The 23,546-nt window shown below is 72.5% G+C and carries 22 protein-coding genes; 6 read left to right on the top strand and 16 right to left on the bottom strand.

Translation table 11 applies throughout. From position 1 onward, the window contains the following. Positions 1-7 precede the first annotated feature (7 nt). Positions 8-1,147, top strand: coding sequence for a serine/threonine protein kinase (locus tag O7629_RS11295; RefSeq protein WP_278169046.1), 1,140 nt, complete (start codon positions 8-10; stop codon positions 1,145-1,147). A 242-nt stretch (positions 1,148-1,389) separates the two neighbouring features. Then, positions 1,390-1,731, top strand: a complete 342-nt coding sequence (locus O7629_RS11290; RefSeq protein ID WP_123601539.1) for an RNA polymerase-binding protein RbpA — start codon at positions 1,390-1,392, stop codon at positions 1,729-1,731. Positions 1,732-1,833: 102 nt separating this feature from the next. Here the strand turns inward: O7629_RS11290 and O7629_RS11285 are convergent, their stop codons facing one another. The 4 genes from O7629_RS11285 to O7629_RS11270 form a co-directional block, all read right to left on the bottom strand. Further along, positions 1,834-2,364 carry an FxsA family protein gene (locus O7629_RS11285; protein ID WP_278169044.1) on the bottom strand — a complete coding sequence of 177 codons (531 nt, stop codon included), beginning with the start codon at positions 2,362-2,364 and terminating at the stop codon, positions 1,834-1,836. 56 nt (positions 2,365-2,420) lie between these two features. Then, a complete protein-coding gene (locus tag O7629_RS11280; protein ID WP_278169043.1) occupies positions 2,421-3,224 on the bottom strand; it encodes a polyprenol monophosphomannose synthase in 804 nt (267 codons plus the stop codon). After that, positions 3,221-4,828, bottom strand: coding sequence for an apolipoprotein N-acyltransferase (lnt, locus tag O7629_RS11275; RefSeq protein WP_278174498.1), 1,608 nt, complete (start codon positions 4,826-4,828; stop codon positions 3,221-3,223). Before lnt ends, O7629_RS11280 begins: the two co-directional genes overlap by 4 nt. Before the next feature lie 574 nt (positions 4,829-5,402). After that, on the bottom strand, positions 5,403-7,022 hold the full coding sequence (locus tag O7629_RS11270) for an amidohydrolase family protein (RefSeq protein ID WP_278169042.1): 1,620 nt from the start codon (positions 7,020-7,022) through the stop codon (positions 5,403-5,405). Between the two features lie 182 nt (positions 7,023-7,204). On the opposite strand from O7629_RS11270, the gene O7629_RS11265 reads away from it, so the two are divergent. Next, positions 7,205-8,593, top strand: a complete 1,389-nt coding sequence (locus O7629_RS11265; protein WP_278169041.1) for a lysine 2,3-aminomutase — start codon at positions 7,205-7,207, stop codon at positions 8,591-8,593. 16 nt (positions 8,594-8,609) lie between these two features. Here the strand turns inward: O7629_RS11265 and O7629_RS11260 are convergent, their stop codons facing one another. From O7629_RS11260 to O7629_RS11245, 4 genes are all read right to left on the bottom strand, one after another. Further along, positions 8,610-8,804, bottom strand: coding sequence for a CsbD family protein (locus O7629_RS11260; protein WP_123601535.1), 195 nt, complete (start codon positions 8,802-8,804; stop codon positions 8,610-8,612). A gap of 214 nt (positions 8,805-9,018) precedes the next feature. Beyond that, positions 9,019-9,462, bottom strand: coding sequence for an Lrp/AsnC family transcriptional regulator (locus tag O7629_RS11255; RefSeq protein ID WP_278169040.1), 444 nt, complete (start codon positions 9,460-9,462; stop codon positions 9,019-9,021). Positions 9,463-9,478: 16 nt separating this feature from the next. Beyond that, entirely contained in the window at positions 9,479-10,618 is a 1,140-nt protein-coding gene (locus tag O7629_RS11250; protein ID WP_278174497.1) for an acyl-CoA dehydrogenase family protein, read from the bottom strand. An 81-nt stretch (positions 10,619-10,699) separates the two neighbouring features. Next, positions 10,700-11,839, bottom strand: a complete 1,140-nt coding sequence (locus O7629_RS11245) for a DUF4037 domain-containing protein (RefSeq protein ID WP_278169039.1) — start codon at positions 11,837-11,839, stop codon at positions 10,700-10,702. Positions 11,840-11,917: 78 nt separating this feature from the next. On the opposite strand from O7629_RS11245, the gene O7629_RS11240 reads away from it, so the two are divergent. After that, positions 11,918-12,895: a 5'-3' exonuclease gene (locus tag O7629_RS11240; RefSeq protein WP_278169038.1), complete on the top strand. Its 978-nt coding sequence runs from the start codon at positions 11,918-11,920 to the stop codon at positions 12,893-12,895. Here the strand turns inward: O7629_RS11240 and O7629_RS11235 are convergent. Then, a complete protein-coding gene (locus O7629_RS11235) occupies positions 12,866-13,777 on the bottom strand; it encodes an MHYT domain-containing protein (RefSeq protein WP_278169037.1) in 912 nt (303 codons plus the stop codon). The genes O7629_RS11240 and O7629_RS11235 overlap by 30 nt on opposite strands. A 169-nt stretch (positions 13,778-13,946) precedes the next feature. Further along, positions 13,947-16,730 carry a DEAD/DEAH box helicase gene (locus tag O7629_RS11230; protein WP_278169036.1) on the bottom strand — a complete coding sequence of 928 codons (2,784 nt, stop codon included), beginning with the start codon at positions 16,728-16,730 and terminating at the stop codon, positions 13,947-13,949. Positions 16,731-16,873: 143 nt separating this feature from the next. Between O7629_RS11230 and O7629_RS11225 the strand changes: the two genes are divergently transcribed. After that, entirely contained in the window at positions 16,874-17,653 is a 780-nt protein-coding gene (locus O7629_RS11225) for an HAD family hydrolase (protein ID WP_278169035.1), read from the top strand. On the opposite strand, the gene O7629_RS11220 is transcribed toward O7629_RS11225, so the two are convergent. The 6 genes from O7629_RS11220 to O7629_RS11195 all read right to left on the bottom strand — a co-directional run bounded on the left by O7629_RS11220 (position 17,654) and on the right by O7629_RS11195 (position 22,329). Beyond that, positions 17,654-18,583 (bottom strand): diacylglycerol kinase family protein, encoded by a 930-nt coding sequence (locus O7629_RS11220; RefSeq protein ID WP_278169034.1) that lies wholly within the window; start codon positions 18,581-18,583, stop codon positions 17,654-17,656. It lies immediately after the preceding gene. After that, positions 18,580-19,539: a twin-arginine translocase subunit TatC gene (gene tatC, locus O7629_RS11215; protein ID WP_278169033.1), complete on the bottom strand. Its 960-nt coding sequence runs from the start codon at positions 19,537-19,539 to the stop codon at positions 18,580-18,582. Before tatC ends, O7629_RS11220 begins: the two co-directional genes overlap by 4 nt. Positions 19,540-19,557: 18 nt before the next feature. After that, complete coding sequence (gene tatA, locus O7629_RS11210) at positions 19,558-19,860, bottom strand: Sec-independent protein translocase subunit TatA (RefSeq protein WP_278169032.1); 303 nt, start codon at positions 19,858-19,860, stop codon at positions 19,558-19,560. A 205-nt stretch (positions 19,861-20,065) separates the two neighbouring features. After that, positions 20,066-20,320 (bottom strand): hypothetical protein, encoded by a 255-nt coding sequence (locus O7629_RS11205; protein WP_278169031.1) that lies wholly within the window; start codon positions 20,318-20,320, stop codon positions 20,066-20,068. A gap of 9 nt (positions 20,321-20,329) precedes the next feature. Next, positions 20,330-21,337 (bottom strand): YafY family protein, encoded by a 1,008-nt coding sequence (locus O7629_RS11200; RefSeq protein WP_278169030.1) that lies wholly within the window; start codon positions 21,335-21,337, stop codon positions 20,330-20,332. Continuing rightward, complete coding sequence (locus O7629_RS11195) at positions 21,334-22,329, bottom strand: WYL domain-containing protein (protein ID WP_278169029.1); 996 nt, start codon at positions 22,327-22,329, stop codon at positions 21,334-21,336. Before O7629_RS11195 ends, O7629_RS11200 begins: the two co-directional genes overlap by 4 nt. Before the next feature lie 80 nt (positions 22,330-22,409). Between O7629_RS11195 and O7629_RS11190 the strand changes: the two genes are divergently transcribed. Continuing rightward, a complete protein-coding gene (locus O7629_RS11190) occupies positions 22,410-23,507 on the top strand; it encodes a DUF3866 family protein (RefSeq protein ID WP_278169028.1) in 1,098 nt (365 codons plus the stop codon). The last annotated feature ends 39 nt before the right edge of the window (positions 23,508-23,546 follow it).

The raw sequence follows: 23,546 nt of genomic DNA, 5'->3' as shown, positions 1-23,546 counted from the left end.
GGCGGCGATGGACACCCCGCCGCCGGACACCGAGACCACGACCCGGCCCTGCGCACACTGCGGCGCACCCGTACCGCAACGGGCAGCCGCCGGCCGCCCCTTCCGGTACTGCCGCGACAACGACGGAGCCTGCCAACGCGCCTCCCGCGCCAACCGGATGCGCCGCCGCGACGCCCCCGGCCTCGCCGGCCAGATCGCCCGCAGCTGGGAACTCGTCGACCGCCTCGACCAGATGGTCGGCACCCTCACCGAGACACTGCACGCCGAACTCTCCCCGGCCGGCGTCGACCGACGCGTCGCCGAAGTCCGGGCCGAAGCCGCCGCCACCCTCGCCGCCGCCCAGGCCGAACGCGACGACGCGCGGCAGACAGCCGAAGCCGCCACCCTCGCCGCCACCCAGGCACAACAGATTGCCGCGCAGGCCGCCGCCCGCGCCGAAACCGCCGAGACGCGCGCCGAAACCGCGACCGCCGAAGCCGCGGCGGCCCGCCAGCAGGCCGCGCAGGCACGGACGGAACAGGCCGCCGCGCAGCAACGGGCCGCCGCCGCCGACGCACTGCTGCGGCAGGCCGAACACGACCGCGACACCGTCCGCGAACAACTGGAACAACTGATCCGGCAACGCGACGACGACCGACGTGTCATCGACGAACTCACCCGGGAGGCGGCAGCGGCCACCGCCGCAGCAGCCGACGCCAGCGAAGCCGCGCGCACCGCCGACGACCACCGCCAGCAGGCCGACATTCGCGCCGACCGGGCCGACGCGCAAGCCGAGGCCGCCCGGGCAGACGCCGCCCAGGCGCACGCAGAAACCGCCGCCGCGCGCGAGGCGCTACACCAGGCGCGCGCCGACATCGACCAGTGGCAGCGGCGGGCCGATGCGGCGCAGCACGATACCGACACCGCCCGCGCCGACGCCGACACCGCCCGCGCGGAGACCGCCGCCGCCGTCGCCCGCGCCGACCAAGCCCGACACACCGCGACAGAACTCGCCGCCGCGCTCGACACCGCCCGGGCCGAACGTGACAACGCCCAGGCCCGGGTAACGGAACTGTCCCGCCAAGTCAGCGACCTCGCCACGGCGCTGGCAGCGCTCAGCACCGCCCACCGGCCGGTCGACAACCACCCGGCGGCGCCCGCACAGTGACCTACATCGCATCCACATCGTCACCGATGTGCCAGACTTCGTTAACGCCATGTTTCACCCCGGCGGCGACGGCGTCCGCGCACCGGTGACACGGCAGCAGCGAGCATCGGCCGGATACGCTCGCACACGTCCGGGCGCGGGCCTGCCGCTACCAGGCAGCGCCCGTCGACAGCGGGAATCGCCCGCCCCGTGCACATCGTTACACCTGAAGACCAGCACCACGACCGAGGGGATAGCCGATCATGGGCGAGCGCATGCTGCGCGGAAGCCGTCTGGGAGCAGTCAGCTACGAGTCCGACCGCAACACGGAACTCGCGCCGCGCCAGACCCGCGAGTACCTCTGCGCCAAAGGCCACCAGTTCGAGGTCCCGTTCGCCGTCGACGCAGAGGTGCCGGTGACCTGGGAATGCAAGTTCGACGGCAGCGTCGCCCGGCTGGTCGACGGCAGCGAACCGGAGCAGAAGAAGGCCAAGCCGCCACGCACCCACTGGGACATGCTCCTGGAACGGCGGTCGATCGCCGAACTGGAGGACATCCTGGCCGAACGTCTGCAGGAGGTCCGCAACCGGCGCGGCGGCGTCTGACCACCCACCCCGCCCGACCGGCGGGCAGACCAGACACCGACGCCCCTGACGCCGTACCCCGGCGTCAGGGGCGTCGTCGCGCTCCCGGCCCGGCGTGCCCACTCACCGCGGCGGGTCGACGATCTCCCCTTCGATCGTCGGACCGGCCGCAGCAGCCTGCTGCGCGGAACCGTCCGCAGACCCAGCCGGTGGCCGGTCCGCCGCCGACGGCGGATACACCCGCACCCGGCGCGGCCCGAACATCTCCCCGGCCGCCGCCGACGACATCCGCCGCTCCGCAGCGACCTGAACCCGCCGCCGCACCACCCGCCGCACCTGCGGCACCGCCAACACACCACCGAACACGCCACTGACCAGCCCTGGCGTCGCCAACAACACACCAGCGACCAACCCGAGCAGACCGTCACTGACCTGCTCGCCGGGCGGACGACCGGACTGCGCCGCCGCCCGGAAACTCCGCCAGGCACGCATCCCTTCCCGACGCAACAGCGCCATACCCGCCAGGGAAGCGGCCAGCACCAAGAGCAACGCCCACCCGTAGCCGATCTGATGGGCGATCAGCAGGAAAACGGCGACCTCCAGAACCAGACCAGCCGCCAACGCCAACGGGATCAACCGCACTCCCCGGCGCATGTCACCTCCTGCGAACGTGGCGTCACGTCACCTGTCCAGCATGACACGCGCCGTCGTCACGGCCAGCGCGCCGAAGCCGTGTCACGACGCCGGCCGGTCAACCCGTCCCGGCGGGCCCGAACCCCCCAGACGGTCACCCGCCACAACGCCTCCCGCACGATCGAGGCGCTCATCTTGCTCGCGCCCTGCTCCCGCTCCGCGAACGTGATCGGCACCTCGACGATGCGGAACCCCTCACGGTGTGCCCGCCAGGTCAGCTCCACCTGGAACGAATAGCCCTGCGACGACACACTCGCGTAGTCGATCTTGTCGAGCACCGCGATCCGGTACACCCGGTAACCACCGGTCGCGTCCCGCACCGGCATACCCAGCGCCAACCGCGTGTACAGGTTCGCCCCCTGCGACAGCACCCACCGGTGCCGGGGCCAGTTCACCACCTCACCGCCCGGCACCCACCGGGAACCGATCACCACGTCGGCGTCCCGCGCCGCGTCCAGCAGCTGCGGCAACTGCTCCGGAGCATGCGACCCGTCAGCGTCCATCTCGACCACCGCGTCGTAACCACGCTCCCGCGCCCAGCCGAACCCGGCGACGTAGGCCGCGCCGAGACCCTGCTTACCCGGCCGGTGCAGCACATGCACCTGGCCGTCGGCCGCAGCCAGCTCATCGGCGACCGCCCCGGTACCGTCCGGCGAGTTGTCGTCGGCGATCAGCACGTCGACCTGGGGCACGGCGTCGCGGATCCGGGCGGTGATCAGACGTACGTTCTCCGCCTCGTTGTAGGTGGGAACGACCACCAGCACCCGACCGACACCCGGGTAGCCCTCCGGGCCACCGCCCGCCGACACCGCCTCGCTCACCGTACCTCCGTATCCGAACTGACCACCCGCCGCCGCAGCCACACCGCGGCGACCAGCACCACGCCGGCGAACACCACCAGCACCGCTTCGGGCCAGAAACCCATCCGAGTCGCAAGAGTACGCGTCGCCCCGAGCTCGAGCTCACTCACCACGGCGGCCGCCGTGTTGAACCGGGTCGGCTGCGACACCCGCCCATTCTGATCGACAAACGCTGATATGCCAACGGTCGACGCCATCAACCCGGCCCGACCATGCTCCACCGCCCGCAACCGCACCATCGCCAACTGCTGCGCCGCCTCGGCCTCATTGAACGTCGCGTTGTTCGTCTGCACCGCCAACACCTGCGCACCACCGGTCACCGTGTCGCGAACCAACCCGTCGTAGGCCACCTCGAAACAGATGACGCCGCTGACCGCCACCGGACCCACCCGCAGCACACCCGGCTGCGAACCGGCCACGAAATCCGCCCGGACCAGATCCACCTGATCGGTGACCATCCGCGCCAACCGCCGAAACGGCACATACTCCGCGAACGGCACCGGATGCCGCTTCACGTACACCTGCTCCACGTCGCCACCGGAACCCGGCTCCCACACCAGGCTCACGTTGCGCACCTCCCCGGCACCAGGCCCGTACGCCAACGCACCCACCAGGATCGGCACCCCGACAGCGGCCGCCGCCTCATCGATACTCGCCGCCGCCCGCGGGTCACGCGTCGGATCCACGTCGCTGGCGTTCTCCGGCCACACCACCAGATCCGGCGCCGGCACCTCACCGGCCGCCACCCGCCGCGCCAACCCGACCGTGCCCTGCACATGGTTGTCCAACACAGCCCGGCGCTGGGCGTTGAAATCCAACCCCATCCGCGGCACGTTGCCCTGCACGAGCGCCACCACCACCGAACCCGACGACCCGCCCCCCACCGGCACCAACCCACCCACCAGCAGCACCAGCACCGCCACCCCGAAACCCCCGACCACCAGCGCCAAACCCCGCCACGAACGCCAGGAACGCCACACCCCAGCGGCCACCGCCCCACCGGCCACCGCCACCACGAACGTCACCAACGGCGCCCCACCCACCGCCGCCCACGACAACACCGGCGAATCACCCTGACTGAACGCCAACCGCCCCCACGGAAACCCACCAAACGGCGTCCGACCCCGCAACGCCTCCTGCCCCACCCACAACAACCCGGTCACCACCGGCCACAGCACCACCCGGCGACGATCCACCACCGGCGACACGAACGCCGCCACCGCACCCAGCAACGCCAGGTAACCGGCCTGCAAGCCCGACAACAACACCCACGGCAAACTGCCCGTGTGCAGATTCGTCCAACTCAGCAACGGCGCGAAGAACACCACCCCGGCCACGAACCCCAAACCCGCACCCGCCCGCAACCGACGCCGATGCACCGCCACCGACAACGCCGCCACCCCCACCGGGGCCGCCCACCACCAGCCGTACGGCGGAAAAGCCACCAACAGCGCCGCACCCGACAACACCGCCAGACCGATCGCCCACGGCAACCCCAACGGGCCGTCCACCGCCGCGAGCGCCACCGGCCGCGACCGCTCCGGCACCACCGCCGCATCCACCATCGCCACGTCGAGCCCCACCCGCCAGGCCACCACCCGCGGCAGCCACCGAACCGTCCGACGAAGGCTACCGGCAATCCCGCCCATCCGACGACGACAGCGACAGCCACAGCCGGCGACGCACCGGCCGCCAAACGAGAAATCGGGGCGCGGCCGATCCGGCCGCGCCCCGCGCTCCCAGGCCCCTCCCCCGCCGATGCGGCAGGACGACCGTACGGTGACCTTCGGACCGGCCAACCGGGAACTGGCTGCCCCCGACGGACCGTTGTCTACTGGCCCCGCACGACCACCTGCCCGTACACCGGAAAGTCGCGGCCGGTTCGCGCCGCCTCGCCGACCCTCGCCCACTGGACCTGGCCGATGCGGGCACCACCCGTGGCGATCCACGAGCGGCACCACCACACTGCGACAACAGTCGCTCGGCCAGCGGACGAAGAAACGAAGCGAACAACAGCCGCTTCCCGTGGTAGGACTCAAAGACGGTACGCGGGCCACCCCCGGTGCTGTCAACCCGGCCCAGGGACATCGACCACCGCCACCGGCGTGTCACCACCGGCGTGTCACCGGGCACCCCCGCTCACCCCACGCCGGCCACCCGATCCGCCGCCACGAAGATCTCCCGACCCCGCAGCACCGTCCGCAGACACCGCGGCAGCGGCGTCGGATCCGCCGGCCCGCGCAGCGCCGGATCCTCCGCCACCAGAACCGGCAGGCCGTCCGCCGACACACCCGCCGGCGTCTCCCACACCGCGAACGTCGCCGCCGCGCCCAGCGCCAACGCCCCCTCCTGCGCGGTCTGCACCACTCCCGGTGGCAACGCCCGCCAACCGCCCCTGGTGTGCGCGGCGAACGCCGACCGAACCGCCAACCGCGACGCCGGATTGAAATGCGAAACCGCGGCCCGCACGGCACCCCACGGATCCAGCGGCGTCACCGGCGAGTCCGAACCGAACGCCAACGTGACGCCCACCCCGTGCAACGCACCGAACGGATTCGACGCCAACGCCCGGTCCACGCCCAGCCGGGCCGCGTACATCTGACCCTCACCACCCCACAACCGGTCGAACGCCGGCTGCACGCTAGCCACCACCCCGAACTCGACGAACGCCCCGATCACCCGCTTGTCGACCAACTCGACATGCTCCACCCGGTGCCGACCGGCCCGCAACCGCTCCACCCCGACCTCGCCGGCCGCCACCGCGAAGCCGTCCACGACCGCCGCCACCGCCGCGTCACCGATCGCGTGGAACCCGCCCTGCACCCCCGACCGGACACAGTCCACCAGATGCGCCGCGACCTGATCGGCGGCCAGGAAACAACTGCCGCAGCCGCCGCCATCGACGTACGGCTGCGACAGGTACGCCGTCCGCGACCCCAACGCGCCGTCGGCGTACAGGTCACCACCAGCAGCCACCGCGCCCAACTCCCGTGCCCGGGCCGCCCCCAGAAACTCCCCCCAGTACCCGTACACCTCCGGCAGGCCGTCGCCCGACATCGCCAACACACCGACGAAGTCGGACTCCGACGACGTCTGCGGACCGCCGCACTCGTGCACCGCCGCGATACCCACCCCGGCCGCCGCAGCCAACGCGGCCCGCTGCGCCGAGGTGCGCTGCGCCGGCGTCAACGACCCGAACGCCAGCGCCCGCACCGCGTGATGGTCGTCCTCCCGCACCCACCCTGGCGGATCGGAGCGTTCCGCCAGACCCGGCACCGCCGCCAACATCTCCGACGACACCAGCGCCGAATGGATCGACGCCTGAGACAGGTACACCCGCCGTCCGCCCGACGCCGCCGACAACTGCCGCGCGTCCGGCGGCACCGGCCGCTGCCACGTCGACTCGTCCCACCCGTGCCCCAGCACCACCGCGTCCGGCGGCAACCCCGCCGCGAAGCCGGCCACCCGGTCGACCAGCTCGGCCGGCGAACGCACCGACGACAGATTCAGGCCGGAAAGCACCAGACCGGTGTCGGTCGCGTGCACATGCGCGTCGACGAAGGCCGGGGTCACCAGCGCGCCGGCCAGGTCGACCACGACATCCGCCCGTGGCGCGTCCGCGTCCGCACCCAACCAGCCGATCCGGCCGTCACGCACCAGCAACGCCGTCGCTCCCGGCACCGCCGGGCAGTACAACCTGCCGCCCCGGTACAGGACCGCGGGCAGTCCGGCCTCCGAACCCACCGTACGAGTCGTCATCAGCTCAGTCTGCCGCCACCTGCGCGGGAGACGACACCTACCCGCCCGGAGCCACCGATCGACAACCGAATCACCACCTCGCACCTAGCAAGACCGGAAGACTTACGGCAGACTAGTCAACACACAGGAAATTATCCAGGAGTGCGGTACGCCCCACCGGACGCACCGAGCCAGGAGGACCGATGCCGCAACCCATCTCGGCAGACAGCCCCGGAACCACCCCGACGCTGCCCCAGCCGTACGAATACCAACGCCGCGAACTCGTCGAACCCGACTGGACCCGACTACCCGGCTGGCGCGACGTCACCCCCGACCAGTGGCAGTCCGCCCAGTGGCAACGGGCCCACTGCGTCAAGACCGTCGCCCAACTGCACGCCGTCCTCGGCGACCTCGTCGACGACGGCTTCTACGCCGAACTCGACGCCGACCAGAGCCGACACGCCACCATGTCCATGCTGGTCACCCCGCAGATGATCAACACGATGGTGCCAGCCAGCGCACCCGACACCGACTCCCTGCGGGCCGACCCGATCCGGCGCTACATGCTCCCGCTGGCCAGCGACCGCCGGACCGACTGGCCGTCCCACCCGTACGCCAGCCGCGACTCCCTGCACGAACACGACATGTGGGTGGCGGAAGGACTGACCCACCGCTACCCGACCAAGGTCCTCGCCGAACTCCTCGCCACCTGCCCGCAGTACTGCGGGCACTGCACCCGGATGGACCTGGTCGGCAACTCCACCCCGACCATCGACAAACTCCGCCTGACCCTCAAGCCCACCAACCGCTACCAGGCGCATCTCGACTACCTGCGCGGGCACCCCGGAGTCCGCGACGTCGTCGTCTCCGGCGGCGACGTGGCGAACCTCCCCTGGCGGCATCTCGAAAGCTACCTGCAGAGCCTGCTGGAGATAGACAGCATTCGCGACATCCGGCTGGCCACCAAGGCGCTCATGGGCCTACCCCAGCACTGGCTGCAGCCCGATGTCGTGACCGGCCTGGAACGTGTCGCCCGCACCGCCGCCAGCCGTGGCGTCAACCTTGCCATCCACACCCACGTCAACCACGTGCAGTCACTCACCCCGCTGGTCGCCCGGGCCGCCCAGACCGCGCTCGACGTGGGCATCCGCGACGTGCGCAACCAGGGAGTGCTGATGCGCGGGGTCAACGCCGACCTGCACAGTCTGCTCGACCTCTGCTTCGCGCTCCAGGGCGAAGCCGGCATCCTCCCGTACTACTTCTATCTCTGCGACATGATCCCCAACGCCGAACACTGGCGGGTCCCGGTCCGGACGGCGCAGCAGCTGCAGCACGACCTGATGGGTTATCTACCGGGCTATGCCACCCCACGGATCGTGTGCGACGTGCCCCTGGTCGGCAAGCGTTGGGTGCACATGCTCACCGAGTACGACCGGGAGCACGGCATCTCCTACTGGACCAAGAACTACCGCACCTCACTCGACAGCTCCGACGACCTGGGGCGGCGGTACCCGTACTACGACCCGATCGACACGCTTCCGGAGTCCGGACAGCGGTGGTGGTCCCGGCAACGGACGACCACCACCGGCTGATCCGGCCCGCTGCTCGTCAGCCGCTGAACGCGTCCCGTACGTTACGTCCGGCGTCCTTCGCGTGCTCCCCCGCGTCCTTGGTCCGGGCCTTGCTCGCCTCGGCGGCGCCCTCGGCCCGCATCTGCTCGTTGTCGGTCGCCGCGCCGTAGCGCTCCTTCGCCTGGCCCTTGAGCTCCTCGGCCTTGTTGCGCGCCTTGTCGGTCATGCCCATGGTCGATCACTCCTATCGCGGTACTGACCGGACGGTTTCCGTCCGTGCTTCCTGCATGCCCGGCGTCGTGGGCTTCAAACGGTGCGGCAGTCAGCGTGGTCGCTGGGCCGTTGGGGTGCGCGATGGCGTTGAGCACAACGCCTAGTGCATCCTAGGATGATAGGAAGGGAGCTGCATCCCGGCAGCCGTGCCGGGATGACGCCGGGCGACAGACTCAGACGAGTTTCGGCGGACGTGACTCGTACGGGGTGGACAGCACCACCGTCGTGCGAGTGGTGACGTTCGCCGCCGTCCGGATTTCCTGCAGCAGCCGTTCCAGATCCGCCGGGCTCGCCACCCGGACCAGCAACAGGTAGAAGTCCTCCCCCGCCACCGAATAACAGGAATCGATCTCGGCCAGATGCGACAGCCGTTCCGGGGCGTCGTCCGGCTGGGACGGGTCCAGCGGCCGGATCGCGACGAACGCGCTCAACGGCAGCCCCACCGCCTCGTACGACACCCGGGCGGTGTAGCCGTTGACCACCCCGCGCTGCTCCAGCCGGCGCACCCGCTGATGAACCGCCGACACCGACAGGCCCACCCGCTCGGCCAGCTCGGTGTACGACACCCGGCCGTCGGTGGTCAGCGCGGCGACGATAGCGCGATCGGTCTCTTCCACGGCGAGAAACCTACCGTCACCGGGCCAGTGCCCGGGAGATCACCACCCGCTGGATCTGGTTCGTCCCCTCCACGATCTGCAGCACCTTCGCCTCGCGCAGGTACCGCTCCACCGGATGGTCGGCCACGTAGCCGTACCCGCCGAGCACCTGGACCGCGTCGACGGTGACCTTCATCGCGACGTCGGTGGCGAACAGTTTGGCCTTGGCCGCCTCGACGGCGTACGCCCGACCGGCGTCGCGCAACCGGGCCGCGGCCAGGGTCACCGCCCGAGCGGCCGACACCTGGGTGGCCATGTCCGCCAACAGGAACCCCAGCCCCTGCAGGTCGATGATCGGCCGGCCGAACTGCTCCCGCTCCCGGGCGTAGCCGACCGCGTGGTCGAGCGCGGCCTGGGCCAGCCCGACCGCACAGGCGGCGATCCCCAGCCGGCCGGCGGCCAGCGCGGACATCGCCACACCGAAGCCGGAGCCCGCGGCACCGACCAGGTGCTCCGCCGGCACCCGGGCCTGGTCGAACACCAGTTGGGCGACCGGGGAGGAGCGCAGGCCCATGGTGCGCTCCGCCGGCTGCGGCAGCACGCCGGCGGTGCCGGCCGGGACGAACAGACACGAGATGCCCCGCGTTCCAGGTCCGCCGGTGCGGCAGAAGACGTTGTAGAAGTCAGCCACCGCCGCATGGGTGATCCACGCCTTCGTCCCGGTCACCACGTAGTCGTCCCCGTCGCGAACCGCCCGGGTGGTCAGCGCCGCCGCGTCCGACCCGCCCTGCGGCTCGCTGAGGCAGTACGCACCCAGCAGCTCACCGCCGAGCATCTCCGGCAACAGCTTCCGTTGCCGGTCAGTGCCGTACTCGGCCACCGGATAGCAGGACAACGTGTGCACGCTGACCGCCTCGGCGACCGCCAACCAACGGCTGGCCAGCACCTCCAGCACCTGCAGATACACCTCGTAGGGCTGGCCCGCACCGCCGTCGGACTCCGCGAACGGCAGGCCGAGCAGACCGGCCCGGCCGAGGGTGCGGACCACCTCCCGGGGGAACTCGGCCCGCGCCTCGAAATCGGCGGCCCGGCCGGCCAGCTCCCGGTCGGCAAGCTCGGTGGCCAACTCGATCAGGTCGTATGCCTCGGGCGTGGGCAGGACGCGTTCGACGGTCATGGTGGTGCGCTCCAGGGTGGTGAGCGGGCCGGCGCCGGCCCGCGGTGGCGGGCCGACGGTGCCGATCGACACCCAGCAAGCTTAACGTTCGTTTGGCCGCGTCCCGTCGTGGTCCAGTCCCAGGACGCAACCCATCACCGTGCGGGTCCGCGCGACATCGGTGAGCAGCGCGGTGTGGTCGACGACCTGATCCACCGCCCCCAGCACCGGCAGCGCCCGCAGCTCGCGGTCACCGATCGCCGACCACAGTGCCCGAGCGAACCTGGCCGCGTCGAGCACCAGGAACGGCCGGTCCCGGAACGGCCGTACCGTCGGCTCCACCGGTGCGGCCAGCGCGAGCTGGTTGGTCCGCACCGCCAGCAGCTCGTACGCCTGACACAGCCGCCGCTGCCGCACGCTCCACCCGGTCGCCGACAACGCCGCGGCCAACGTCGCGCACAGCCCGTCGTCGTCCGGCAGCCGGGCGAACGCGCTGCCCAGCCACTTGTGGTACGGCGGATAGCAGCGGCCGACCAGCAACGCCAGCCGCATCAGGTCCCGCACGATCCGGGCGGTCACCACCGCGCCGCCGATCTCGTCGCCGACCTCCCCGCACCGGCCGACAAACGGCTCCTCGCCGGCCACCCGGGCCCAGGCCGCGGCCAGCACGTACCGCCAGATGTCCGGTGGGTACCAGGCGAGAACCGCGCGGCGACCGGTCAGCCCACCGGTCGGCCCGGCCGACCGGGCCACCAGCTCCGGCAGGGCGTCGTGGAACACGTCCCCGGCGGTGAACTCGGCGAGCCGTTGAGTGGGGGTGGCGAGCCAGTCCAGCCGGCCCGGCCCGTCGGCCGGATCGAAGCCCAGCACCCGCTGGCACCAGGCAGCCACGTCCGTCACCGTCACCCCGTGCCGGGCACCATCGAGCGCCGGAACTCCCAGACTCCGGTCGGCGTCCGGCGCGAACCTGGTCGGGAAGCCCAGAAAGGTCGCCGGCATTTCCTCGGTGACGGCGGCGCACACCTGGTCGGCCAGGCCGGCGTCGGCGCGGTCGAGGAACACCTGCACCCGTGGACCCCAGTCGTGGTCGCGGGAGCGTTCCGTGTCGAACCCGAACAGCTCCGACCCGGTGTCCATCCGGGCTGCGGCGTAGCGCAGCCGGGGGAACCGGGCGGCGATCGCCGGCGCCACCACCGCGTGATGAAACCGGCGACTCAGCTCCAGGCCGGGCAGGAAGCTCATGTCGGCAGCCTGCCGCACCGCCCCGCCGGCCGTGCCGGACAACCGGCGGTGTCACCGGGCTGTGCGAGGCTGTAGCGCGTGAACCGATCCGACCCCCTGCTCGCCGTCGACGCCCCGAGCCTGTACTTCCGGGCGTACTTCGGGGTGCCCGAGTCCGCCGCCCGCACCGCCGCCGGTGAGCCGGTCAACGCCATACGCGGCTTCCTCGACATGCTCGCCGCGCTGATCACCCGGCGACGGCCGGGGCGACTGATCTGCGCCCTGGACCACGACTGGCGGCCAGACTGGCGGGTGCGGCTGCTGCCGTCGTACAAAGCGCACCGGGTGGCGCCCGACGGCGGGGAAATCGTCCCGGACACCCTGGTGCCGCAGCTGCCGGTGCTGTTGGACGTGCTGTCCGCGCTGGGGGTGCCGGCCATCGGCGCGGCCGGCTACGAGGCCGACGACGTCCTCGGCACGCTCGCCACCCGGCAGGCCGGCCCGGTCGAGGTGGTCTCCGGCGACCGGGACCTGTTCCAGCTGGTCGACGACGAACACCCGGTCCGGTTGCTGTACGTCGGTCGGGGGGTGGCCAAGCTGGAGGACTGCGACGGCGCGGCCGTCGAGCAGCGCTTCGGGGTGCCGCCGGCCGGGTACGCCGACTTCGCCGCGCTGCGCGGCGACCCGAGCGACGGTCTGCCGGGAGTGCCGGGTGTCGGTGCCAAGACCGCCGCGCGGCTGCTGCAACGGTACGGCGATCTGGCCGGGCTGGTCGCGGCACTGGACGACCCACGGTCCGGGTTCGCTCCCGGTCTGCGGGCCCGGCTGGCCGCCGCCCGCGACTACCTGGCGGTCGCGCCGACCGTGGTACGGGTGGCCCGGGACCTTGACCTGGCGGTCGAACCGGTGCGGCTGCCTACCGCACCAGCCGACCCCGACCGGTTGATGGAGCTGGCGGACCGGTGGAACCTCGCGGGTTCCTGCCGGCGGCTGGTCGACGCGATGGCACGGGGCGCCGGCGGGTCCGGCGGTGCGGACGCTAGCGGGTCAGGCGTTGAACCCGTTGAACCCGCCTGACCGGCTCGACGCGTTCTGCTCACCGCTGGAGTTCGAGCCGCTGGTGTTCGAGCCACTGCGCAACGGGGTGAACCCGTTCGGCCGGGCCGGGGGCGGCGGTGGGCTGCTGCGCCGCTCGGCGATCCGCGCGTCAAGGTACGCCGCCGCGGCCCGGTCCTCCTCCGTCGGGGCCGACAGCACCGCGTACACCAGGCCGATCACCACGAGCAGCACCGCCACGCCGATCGGCACCAGCAGGGTGGCCGCGGTCGCCCCGTTGAGCACGCCGGTCGGCTCGTGCAGGTGCACCGACATGGCCGTCATGCCGGTGAAGTGCATGCCGTTGACCGCGACACCCATCAGCAGCGCGGACCCGGTCATCGCCAGCGGCCGGCGGACCGTGACCGCCAGCCACAGCGCCACCGTCGCCGCGATCACCGCGATCACCACGGAGAGCGTCACCCGGCCCGAGGCGTAGCCGATGTCGCCGTTGAGCCGCATCGCGGCCATCCCGGTGTAGTGCATCGCGGCCACGCCCAGGCCGGTGATGACCCCGCCGAGCAGGATCTTCACCAGCGACGGCCGGCCGAAGCCGACCAGGAACAGCCCGAACGCGACTGCGGCGATCGCGATCACCGCGCTGGCGATGGTGATCGCGATGTCGTAGCGGATCTGGGTGCCGGCCACGCTGAAGCCGAGCATCGCCATGAAGTGCATGGTCCAGATGGCGGTGCCACCGATCGCGAAGGCCGACAGCGACAGCCACCAGGCCCGCCGGCCCGGGGTGTCCGACTCGCGGACCCGCACGGCGCAGATCAGTCCGAGAAACGAACCGAGCACCGACAACGCGTAACTCAGTGTGGGTGTGATGAAGCCGTACTCAAAATGATTGATCTCTGCCACGTCCGCCCCCTCAGGCCCAAGCCACAGGCTGGTACTCCCCGGACCGATGGTGAGCAGCCAAAAGGGTCTTCGCAAGCGATCGTTCGGTTGTTTTGCCAGGCCGTGTCGACATCGTGACGCACCACCGGTACCAGCGACTACGTCACGCACCCCGACCATCGACCGGCAGTCACCCCGTCGTCTGGTAGGCCAGTACTCCGCGCTGCAGCGCGGACACCGCCTGCGCGGCCGTCCGCGCCAGCTGCGGCGACGCACCACGGGCCTGGGCCAGCTGCCCGAGCATGTCGGCGACCTGCCGGGCCCACCGGACGAAGTCCCCGGCCGGCATCTCCCCGTCCAGGCTGTCCCCGCTGGCCAGCACCTTGGCCAGCGGCTCGCCCCGGGCCCACCGGTAGATCGGCCAGACAAAGCCGAGATCCGGCTCCCGGGTCGACTCCAGGCCGGCGGCCGCCTCGTCGGCCTCCAGGCTGGCCCAGATCGCGGTGGTGGCGTCCACCGCCGCGGCGACCGCCCCCCGCGGCAGCGCCGCCCGCTCGTCGACGTCGCGGCGGGCCTCGTACACCACCACCGACACCGCAGCGGCCAGCTCCGCCGGCGCCAGACCGTCCCAGACACCTCGGCGCAGGCACTCGGCGACCAGCAGGTCGGTCTCCGTCCAGATCCGGGCCAACATCCGCCCGGCGTCGGTCACCGTACCGTCGGATGTCAGGTAGCCGCGGTCGGTCAGCAGACCGCAGACCCGGTCGAAGGTCCGGGTCAACGATCCGGTCCGGCCGGCCACCCGGGCCCGCAGCTCGTCGGTGTCGCGGGCCAGCCGGTGCCGTCGTTCCGCCCAGCGGGCATGCTCCTCCCGGTCCGGACAGCTGTGGCAGGGGTGCCGACGCAACTCGGCGCGCAACTGGGTGATCCGGTCGTCGTCCCGGTCACCGCGCGCACGCCCCCGGCGGCGAGCGCCGTGGCGACCCAGGCCCGTCCCGGCCACCGCCGCCGCCAGATCCCGCCGGGCCGCCGGGGACCGGTGGTTGAAGTGCTTCGGCACCCGGATCCGGGTCAGCACCTCCGCAGGGACGGTGAAGTCGCCGACCGACACCCGGCCCGCCCACCGGTCCTGGGTCAGCACCAGCGGGCGGGGCTCGCCGAACCCGCCCGCCCCGGGATCCAGCACCACAGCCAACCCGGCCCGCCGACCCGACGGCACCCGGATGACGTCACCGACCCGCAGCCGCTCCAGCGAGTCGACCGCCGCGGTGCGCCGCTGCTGCTGACCCTGCCGGGCCAACTCCCGCTCCCGGTCGGCGATCGCCACCCGCAGATCGAAGTACGCGTCGAAGTCGCCGAGGTCGCAGCGCACCTCGACGCCGTACGCCTCGATGGTCTCGGTGTTGCGCTGCGCCTGCCGGGCCAGGCCGACCACCGACCGGTCCGCCTGGAACTGGGCGAAGGACGACTCGAGCAGCTCCCGGGCAGCGTCGAAACCGACGGTGCCGACCAGGTTGACCGCCATGTTGTAGGACGGTCGGAAACTCGACCGCAGCGGGTAGGTCCGGGTCGAGGCGAGCCCGGCGACGTGCCGCGGATCGACCTCCGGCGACCAGACCACCACCGCGTGGCCCTCCACGTCGATGCCGCGCCGGCCGGCCCGCCCGGTCAGCTGGGTGTACTCGCCCGGGGTCAGGTCGACATGCGCCTCCCCGTTGAACTTGACCAGCCGCTCCAGCACCACACAGCGGGCCGGCATGTTGATCCCCAACGCCAGCGTCTCGGTGGCGAACACGGCCTTGATCAGGCCTCGGACGAACAGCTCCTCGACGACCTCCTTGAAGGCCGGCAGCATGCCGGCGTGGTGCGCGGCGAGACCGCGTTCCAGCCCGTCCAGCCAGCCCCAGTAGCCGAGCACCGACAGGTCCTCGGCCGGCAGACTGGACAGCCGCGCCTCCACCAGCCGACGGATCTCGGCGCGCTCGTCCGGGGTGGTCAGCCGGAGCCCGGCGGCCAGACACTGGGCGACGGCGGCATCGCACCCGGCCCGGCTGAACACGAACAGGATCGCCGGCAGTAGGCCCTCCCGCTCCAGGCGTTCGATCACGTCCGCCCGCAGCGGCGGACGCCAACGCGGGCCGCGACCACCGGACCGGCCCCAGCCCGGCCCGTGGGTACGGCCGTCACCGAGTTCCAGCCGGCGCAGCATCTCCCGGCTGTAGCGCAGCAACTCCGGATGCACGTCGTGTTTGCGGGCCGCGTCGGCGTCGTGGAACAGGTCGAACATCCGCCGCCCCACCAGCATGTGCTGCCACAGCGGGACAGGACGGTGCTCGCTGACCACCACCTCGGTCTCACCGCGGACGGTGACCAGCCAGTCGGCGAACTCCTCGGCGTTGGACACCGTCGCGGACAACGACACCAGGATGACCGACGACGGCAGGTGGATGATCACCTCCTCCCAGACCGCGCCCCGGAACCGGTCGGCCAGGTAGTGCACCTCGTCCATCACCACGTAGGCCAGGCCGTCCAGAGTGGCCGAATTGGCGTACAGCATGTTGCGCAGCACCTCGGTGGTCATCACCACCACCGGCGCGTCGCCGTTGATCGCGTTGTCCCCGGTCAGCAGCCCCACCTGGGCGGCACCGTACCGGTCGACCAGGTCGTGGTACTTCTGGTTGGACAGTGCCTTGATCGGGGTGGTGTAGAAGCACTTGCGCGGCGGGCCGCCGGCCGGCGCGGCACCGGCGCGCAGCGCCAGGTGGACCGCGAACTCGCCGACCACCGTCTTGCCCGCCCCGGTCGGCGCGCAGACCAGCACCCCGCTGCCCCGTTCCAGGGCCTGGCAGGCGGCCCGTTGGAAGTCGTCCAGGTCGAAGCCGAGATCGAGGGTGAACTCCCCGAGCGCGGGAAAGGCGGCGGCCTGCGCGGCCCGGCGGCGCGCTGCGGCGTACCGCTCGGCGGGGCTCGACATACCGCAAGATTAATCGCAGCCGGCCGGTGGCGTCCCGGTCAGGGGTCTCGTCACTCCTGAGCGCCGAGGGTCGAGCAGCGGCGGCGTCCACGCGGGTTAGGGCAACCTACCGGGCCGCCGAGCCGGCTCGATAAGGTGCAGGCGTGCCGGATCATCCCGAACGCCCCCGCCCCGACGTATCCGCCGGTCCCGGGTACGAACCGGCCGACCGGCCACGACGCCGCCCGGTCGAGGCGGTCCTGTTCGACTTCCACGGCACACTGGCCCAGGTCGAGGACCCGGTCCGCTGGGTCACCCAGGGTGCCGAGGCGTGCGGGGTGGCCCTGGACCGGGGGCGGGCTACCGTCCTCGCCGACCGGCTGCTGACCGCCGGCCGGGCAGGTGGGCCACTGCCCACCCGGGTCCCCCCGCAACTGGCCGAGGTGTGGGCCGACCGCGACCTGTATCCGCAGGCGCACCGGGCCGCGTACACCGGGCTGGCCGCGACGGTCGACAGCGGGGTGGACGGCCTGGCCGACGCCCTCTATCAGCGGCTGCTCGGCCCGGACGGGTGGCTGCCGTACGCGGACACCGCCGCGACGCTACGGGCCCTGCACGCCGCCGGGGTGCCGGTCGCCGTGGTCAGCAACATCGGCTTCGACATCCGTCCGCACTTCGCCGCCTGGGGCCTGGCCGACCTGATCGGCGCCTGGGCGTTGTCCTACGAGGTGGGCCGCTGCAAACCCGACCCGACGATCTTCCTGCGGGCCTGCGGGATGCTGCGGGTCGATCCGGAGCGGACCCTGATGGTGGGCGACACCCCGGCCGACGCGGGCGCCGTACGGGCCGGCTGCGCGGCGCTGGTGCTGCCGGCGGCCGACCCGGGTCGGGCCAACGGACTCGCGGCCGTGCTCGACCTGGCCACCGGCGAACCGGACCGGTGATCACAGCAGCAGCCGCAGTGCTCCCGGCACAGCCGTGACGGTCACCGGCAGCGGCCCGAGCCGTTCACCGTCGGCGTAGCAGACCAGATCCGGCGCGTCGATCGTCACCTGGCGGGCCCGGAGGCTGCGCACCATCGGATGGTCGACGTGACTGCCCCGCCGAACCTGCGGTTTGATCCGGATCAGCGTACGGCGGGTGACCGGCCCGGCCACCACCACGTCGAGCAGGCCGTCGGTCGGGTCGGCCGCCGGGCAGATCCGCATCCCGCCGCCGTAGCTGGCGCAGTTGCCGACCGCGACCAGCACCGCGTCGAACTCGTCCGGCTCGCCGTCGCACACCATCCGGTAACGGCGCGGCCGCAGCCGTGCCAGCTCGACCAGGACCGCCAGGTCGTAGCGGCGCGGCCCGGACGGCCAGCGCATCCGGTTGGCCCGCTCGTTGACGACCGCGTCGAACCCGGCGGCCAGCACCGCGCCGAACCACCGGTCCGGCCGGCCGAGCACGGACACCCGGGCCAGGTCGACGGGCCGGCTCCGGCCGGCGCGCAGGGCGGCGGCGATCACCGCCGCCGCCCGGGCCGGATCGGCGGGAAATCCGGTGCCGGCGGCGAAGTCGTTGCCGGTGCCGGTCGGCACCGGACCCAGCGGGACACCGGTGCCGGCGAGCGCCTGCAGGGCGAGGTGCACGGTGCCGTCGCCGCCGACGGTCACCACCGCGGCCGCACCACCGTCCACCGCGGCCCGGCAGGCGCTCGCCGCCTGGTCGGCGGTGATGGCGGTCAGCAGCCGCACCGGCCGGCCGGTCGCCGCCAGCAGGTCACGGACCAGCGGCAGGACTGCCGCGTGCCGGCCACGGCCGGCCGCCGGGTTCGCCAGCACCGCCACCGAGCCGGGCACGACGGCGGACGGACCGCCGGCCGGCCCGGTCACGTCATGTCGTCGTAGCGACGCTCGATCGGCAACGGTTTCGGCACCGGCTGGGTCGGCACGACCGGGGTGACCGTCTCGGTCCGCTCGGCGACCGCGACCGGCTGCGGGTCGTCGTCCAGCGGCGACGCCTCGTCGTCGTCCAACCCGGCGTACACCTCCTTGCCCCGGCCACGGCGCTTGTCGTTGAGGAACGCCACCCCGACCGCGACGAAGTACAACAGCGCCAGGCACAACGCCAGCAGGGTCATCCCGAAGGGGCCGGGGTCCGGGGTGGCGACCGCCGCGAACGCGAAGCAGACGAAGACCACCGCTCGCCACCAACTGAGCAGGCGTCGCGCACTGACCACACCGGTGAAGTTGAGCATCAGCAGCACCAGCGGGAACTCGAACGCGACCCCGAACAGCAGGATCATCGTGGTCACGAACGAGATGTACCGGGTCACCTCGAGCTGGGTGGACAGCCCGGTGACGCCGGCTTCCAGCAGGAACGCCAGGCCCTTGTCGACGACGAAGTAGGCGAGCATTGCACCGGCCAGGAACAGCGGTGCCGCGATCGAGACGAAGACGTACGCCCACTTGCGTTCATGCCGGTGCAGACCAGGGGCGATGAAGGCCCAGAGCTGGTAGAGCCAGACCGGTCCGCCGACGATCAGGCCGATCCAGAGCGCCAGCTTCAGCTTCAGGACGAAGCCGTCGGCCGGGGACAGCTGCAGGAAGTCCCGGCAGGTGCCGTCGGCGGTCACCTCTCCGGTGTCGGGCAGCTGGCAGTACGGCTGCTTGAGCAGCTGGAACGCCGGATCCGCGAGGAAGTAGCCGACGATCAGGCCGGCGACGATGGCCAGCGAGGCCCAGAACAGCCGGGTACGCAGCTCACGGAAGTGCTCGATCAGGGTCATCGAGCCGTCGGAGGCACGGTCGAACTTGCTCGGACCGCGCCGACGCAGGGCGAAGCCCACGGCAGGAGACCTTTCCGGTCAGTTGGCGTCGCGGACGCGCTGCGACTGATCGGCCGCCGGGGCCGGCGGCGGCTGGTAGCCCGGCTGATGCACGCTGGTCGGCTCGATCACCGGCTCGGCCTGGTACGGCGCGCGGCCGTGCTGGGCGTCGGCCTTCTCCCCGAGGTCCTTGTCGTCGTCGGCGAGGCTCTTGGTCTCGGCCTTGATGATCCGCAGGGAGCGGCCAAGCGACCGCGCCGCGTCCGGCAGCCGTTTGGCGCCGAAGAGCAGGATCAGCACGACCACAAGTACGGCGATGTGCCACGGCTTCAGGGCTTGCATGGCATAGCTCCAGTCGGTGCGTCGGGTGGTGATGAGCCCATCGTACGTGCGTTCGCGGGGTCCGCCACCTGCCAGACCGGGTCAATCTGGCCTGGTCGGTGAAGTCTCAACCACGATCAACTGACCCGTCAACCACAGCGGGCACAACGCTCGCCGGCACCGCGCGGGCAGTGGCCGAACAGGCCAGGTTGGCGTGACCGGCTGGTCAGCCGGACCTGTCCGGCCGGTCCCCGGGCCGTTCCGGCCGTGGACCCGTGGCCGCCAGGCTCTGCTCCAGCTGCGCCAGCCGCAGCTGGAGCTGCTCGGCCTGCGCCGCCAACGCCTCCGCTTCGCCCTGGCGGCGCTGCAGGGCGAGCGCGGCACGGCGTAGCGCCGGCAACCGGGTCAGCACCGGGCGGACCGCCCCGACGAGCACCAACAGCGCGCATCCCAGCACAGCGAGAACGATCCAGGTCAGCACCTGAGCAGACTAGCCGCTAGCGGACAGGTCCGCAGCCGGCGCAGCGCCGGGTACGGCGTACGCGGCAAGCGCGGCGGACGCGGCCGCGTGCACCTGCGCGACCAGCTGTGCCGGGGCGACCACCGTGACGTCCGGGCCGAGCCCGAGCACGAACCGGCGGGCCCAGGCCAGGTCGGTGACCCGCATGGTGACCAGCCACTCGCCGTTCGGTTCGACCCGGACGTCCTCGCACGGGTAGTACTCGGTGATCCACCGGCCGCACCGGCCGACCCGCAGGACCACCGACGGTAGGCCCGGCGTCGGTTGGAACGCGGCCTCCCGGGGTTCGTGCCGACCGGCCTGCGGCGGTACGGCGGCCGGCTGGTCCAGCTCGACCAGGGCGTCGACCCGGTCGGCCCGGAACAGCCGGACCGCCTCGGCCCGCCGGCACCAGGCCTCCAGATAGCCCCGACCGCCGATCATGAGCACCCGGATCGGGTCGACGACCCGGTCGGTGGTCTCGTCGCGGGCTGCCGTGTAGTAGGTGATCCGTACCGCCCGGCCGCTCTGTGCCGCCGACCGCAGCCGGTCCAGCCGGGCCGTGTCTCCGGGCAGGCGTACCGCGACCGGGGCGCCGGCCGACTCGCCCGCCGCGTCCTCGATCTTGGCCAGCGCCCGCTCGACGGCGTCCCGGTTGGCCAGCCCCGGCGTCTCGGCCAGCATCCGCAGCGCCACCACCAGGGCCAGTGCCTCGTCCGGCGTCAGCCGCAACGGTCGGTCGATCCCGGCGTCGTAGGTGATCGTCACCCGGTCGCCGTCGAACGCCATGTCGATCAGGTCGCCGGGGCCGTAGCCGGGCAGCCCGCACACCCACAGCAGCTCCAGGTCCTCCCGCAGCTGACGCGCGCTGGTGCCCAGGTCGGCGGCGGCTTGGGCGATCTCCACACCTGGCCGGGCCAGCAGGTAGGGCACCAGGTTGAGCAACCGGGCGAGTCGGTCTGCGGAGGCCCGCGAGCCGGTCGGTCGGGACGTGGTCATCCCCGCACCTCCGCACCGGCCGGCTGGTGCGCCACCACGATCTCCTTCAGCCGCTGGATCACCAGCTCGCGCAGCTCCGGTGGATCGAGCACCCGCACGTCGGCGCCGTACCTGGCCAGCTGGCCGGCGAGCGCCTCCGGCTCGGCATAGCGCAGGGTCAGCCGGTCCCCGTCCGGGCCCGGGACGCAGGACTCCGCGCCGCGCCGCAGGCCGGCGGCCCGGCCCGGCCCGGTCAGCACGGTGGCCACCCCGGTACGTTCGACCGGGTCCGACCAACGGGCGACGTGACTGATCAGGTCGACGCCGGTCGGCGGGGAAAAACTGCCGGCCCGACCGGTGAGCCGCACCGCGCCCACCACCCGGGACAACCGGAAGCAGCGGGTAGCCTCGCGGTCCTGGTCGTGGCCGACCACGTACCAGCGGCCCCGCCAGCAGACCACTCCCCAGGGCTGCAGCCGCCGCCGGGTGGGGGTGTCGCCGCTGGGCACCCGGTAGTCGAAGGTCACCGGACGCCGGTCGCGGGCCGCGGCGGTCAACGCGGCGAACGCCGGGTCGACCGTGACCACCGGTTCCACCCCGAGGGTGGCCTGCGGATCCACGTCGATGCCGGCGGCCCGCAACTTGGCCAGTCCGGACGAGGCGGCGGCGGCCAGCCCGGCGTGCTGCCACAGCCGGGCGGCGATGCCGACGGCGGCGGCCTCCTCCGGCTCCAGCGGGATCTCCGGCAGCGCGTACTCGCGGTGGGCGATCCGGTAGCCCGGTTCGCTGTCGAAGGCGCTGGCCGCGCCGGTTTCCAGCGGCACGCCGAGGTCGCGCAGCTCCGCCTTGTCCCGCTCGAACTTGCGCTGGAAGGCCTCGTGGTCACGGACGTCGGACGGATCGTGTTCGTAGCCAGGTACGGTCGCGGCGATCTGCGCGGCGGTCAGGAAGCGCCGCGTCGACAACAGGCAGATCACGAGATTGACCAGGCGTTCGGTCCGGTTGCGGGACACGGCACGACGCTAGCAGTGTCGGCGGGGCAGCGGCCGCCCCGCCCGGCCGCTGTACGAGGGTGCAGGTTAGCGTGCCCGGCATGGTGCGATGGCGTGACGGCAAGGTCACCGCGGTCCGGCGGCGGTGGCGCGGGGCGGTCGAACTGGACGTCGTGGTCGACGGGGAGCCGGTACGCGCGGTGGCCTATCCGGCGCTGGTCGGCGAACCCGAACCCGGCGACCGGGTGCTGCTGAACGTATCGGCACTGCTGATGGGGCTCGGCACCGGCGGATACGCCCTGGTGGTGGCGGTGCCGGACCGGCTGCCGCCGGACCCGCCAGGCGGGCGGGACCGCTCCGACGGGCATCTGGTGAAGGCCCGCTACACCCCGCTGCAGGCGATCGTGTGCGGGGTCGACGAGGAGGCGTCACCGCACCGGCAGGTGCTGGCCGACGCCGAGGACCTGGCCGGGATGCCGGTGGTCACCGCCGACCTGCACTCGGCGCTGCCGGCGATCGTCGCCGGCGTCCTCGCCGACCGGCCCCGGCTGCGCGTCGGGTACGTGATGACCGACGGCGGGGCGCTGCCCGCCGGCTTCTCCCGGACCCTCGACGGGCTGTCCGCAACACTGGCCGGCACGGTCACCGTGGGCCAGTGCTTCGGCGGCGATCTGGAGGCCACCACCGTGCACAGCGGGCTGCTGGCGGCCCGGCACGTGCTGGCCGCCGACGTGACGGTGGTCTGCCAGGGTCCGGGCAACCTCGGCACCGGCACCAGGTGGGGCTTCTCCGGCGTCGGGGTGGGCGAGGCGGTCAACGCCGCCGCCGTACTCGGCGGGCGACCGGTCGGTGCGCTGCGCATCTCCGCCGACGACCCGCGGCCGCGCCATCGCGGCCTGTCGCACCACAGCGGCACCGCGTACGGCCGGGTGGCGCTTGCTCCGGCGGACCTGGTGGTCCCGGCGGACCTGCCGGCGGAGATCGCCGACGACGTGGCCGCCGCGCTGGGTCAACTGGTAGCGCCGATCGGCCGGCACCGTGCGGTACGGGTCGCCACCGACGGTCTCGACGCGGCGTTGCGGGCCAGCCCGGTGCCGCTGCGCACCATGGGCCGGGACCTGGCCGGCGACCACACGTACTTCCTGGCCTGCGCGGCCGCCGGCCGGCACGCGGCGGCGCTGGCCGGCGGCGACCAGTGACCCGACAGCGCTGACCCGGCGGCGACGGTGACGGCGACG

This window comes from Solwaraspora sp. WMMD792 (assembly GCF_029626105.1).
Lineage (GTDB): Bacteria > Actinomycetota > Actinomycetes > Mycobacteriales > Micromonosporaceae > Micromonospora_E.
This window is presented reverse-complemented; position numbering and strand designations above follow the sequence as displayed.

Excerpts from the sequence above, each read along its gene's own strand:
- O7629_RS11295 (WP_278169046.1), top strand. The coding sequence starts at position 8 with ATGGACACCCCGCCGCCGGACACCGAGACCACGACCCGGCCCTGCGCA.
- O7629_RS11290 (WP_123601539.1), top strand. The coding sequence starts at position 1,390 with ATGGGCGAGCGCATGCTGCGCGGAAGCCGTCTGGGAGCAGTCAGCTAC.
- O7629_RS11285 (WP_278169044.1), bottom strand. The coding sequence starts at position 2,364 with ATGCGCCGGGGAGTGCGGTTGATCCCGTTGGCGTTGGCGGCTGGTCTG.
- lnt (WP_278174498.1), bottom strand. The coding sequence starts at position 4,828 with ATGGTGGATGCGGCGGTGGTGCCGGAGCGGTCGCGGCCGGTGGCGCTC.
- O7629_RS11270 (WP_278169042.1), bottom strand. The coding sequence starts at position 7,022 with ATGACGACTCGTACGGTGGGTTCGGAGGCCGGACTGCCCGCGGTCCTG.
- O7629_RS11265 (WP_278169041.1), top strand. The coding sequence starts at position 7,205 with ATGCCGCAACCCATCTCGGCAGACAGCCCCGGAACCACCCCGACGCTG.
- O7629_RS11260 (WP_123601535.1), bottom strand. The coding sequence starts at position 8,804 with ATGGGCATGACCGACAAGGCGCGCAACAAGGCCGAGGAGCTCAAGGGC.
- O7629_RS11250 (WP_278174497.1), bottom strand. The coding sequence starts at position 10,618 with ATGACCGTCGAACGCGTCCTGCCCACGCCCGAGGCATACGACCTGATC.
- O7629_RS11245 (WP_278169039.1), bottom strand. The coding sequence starts at position 11,839 with ATGAGCTTCCTGCCCGGCCTGGAGCTGAGTCGCCGGTTTCATCACGCG.
- O7629_RS11230 (WP_278169036.1), bottom strand. The coding sequence starts at position 16,730 with ATGTCGAGCCCCGCCGAGCGGTACGCCGCAGCGCGCCGCCGGGCCGCG.
- tatA (WP_278169032.1), bottom strand. The coding sequence starts at position 19,860 with ATGCAAGCCCTGAAGCCGTGGCACATCGCCGTACTTGTGGTCGTGCTG.
- O7629_RS11200 (WP_278169030.1), bottom strand. The coding sequence starts at position 21,337 with ATGACCACGTCCCGACCGACCGGCTCGCGGGCCTCCGCAGACCGACTC.
- O7629_RS11190 (WP_278169028.1), top strand. The coding sequence starts at position 22,410 with ATGGTGCGATGGCGTGACGGCAAGGTCACCGCGGTCCGGCGGCGGTGG.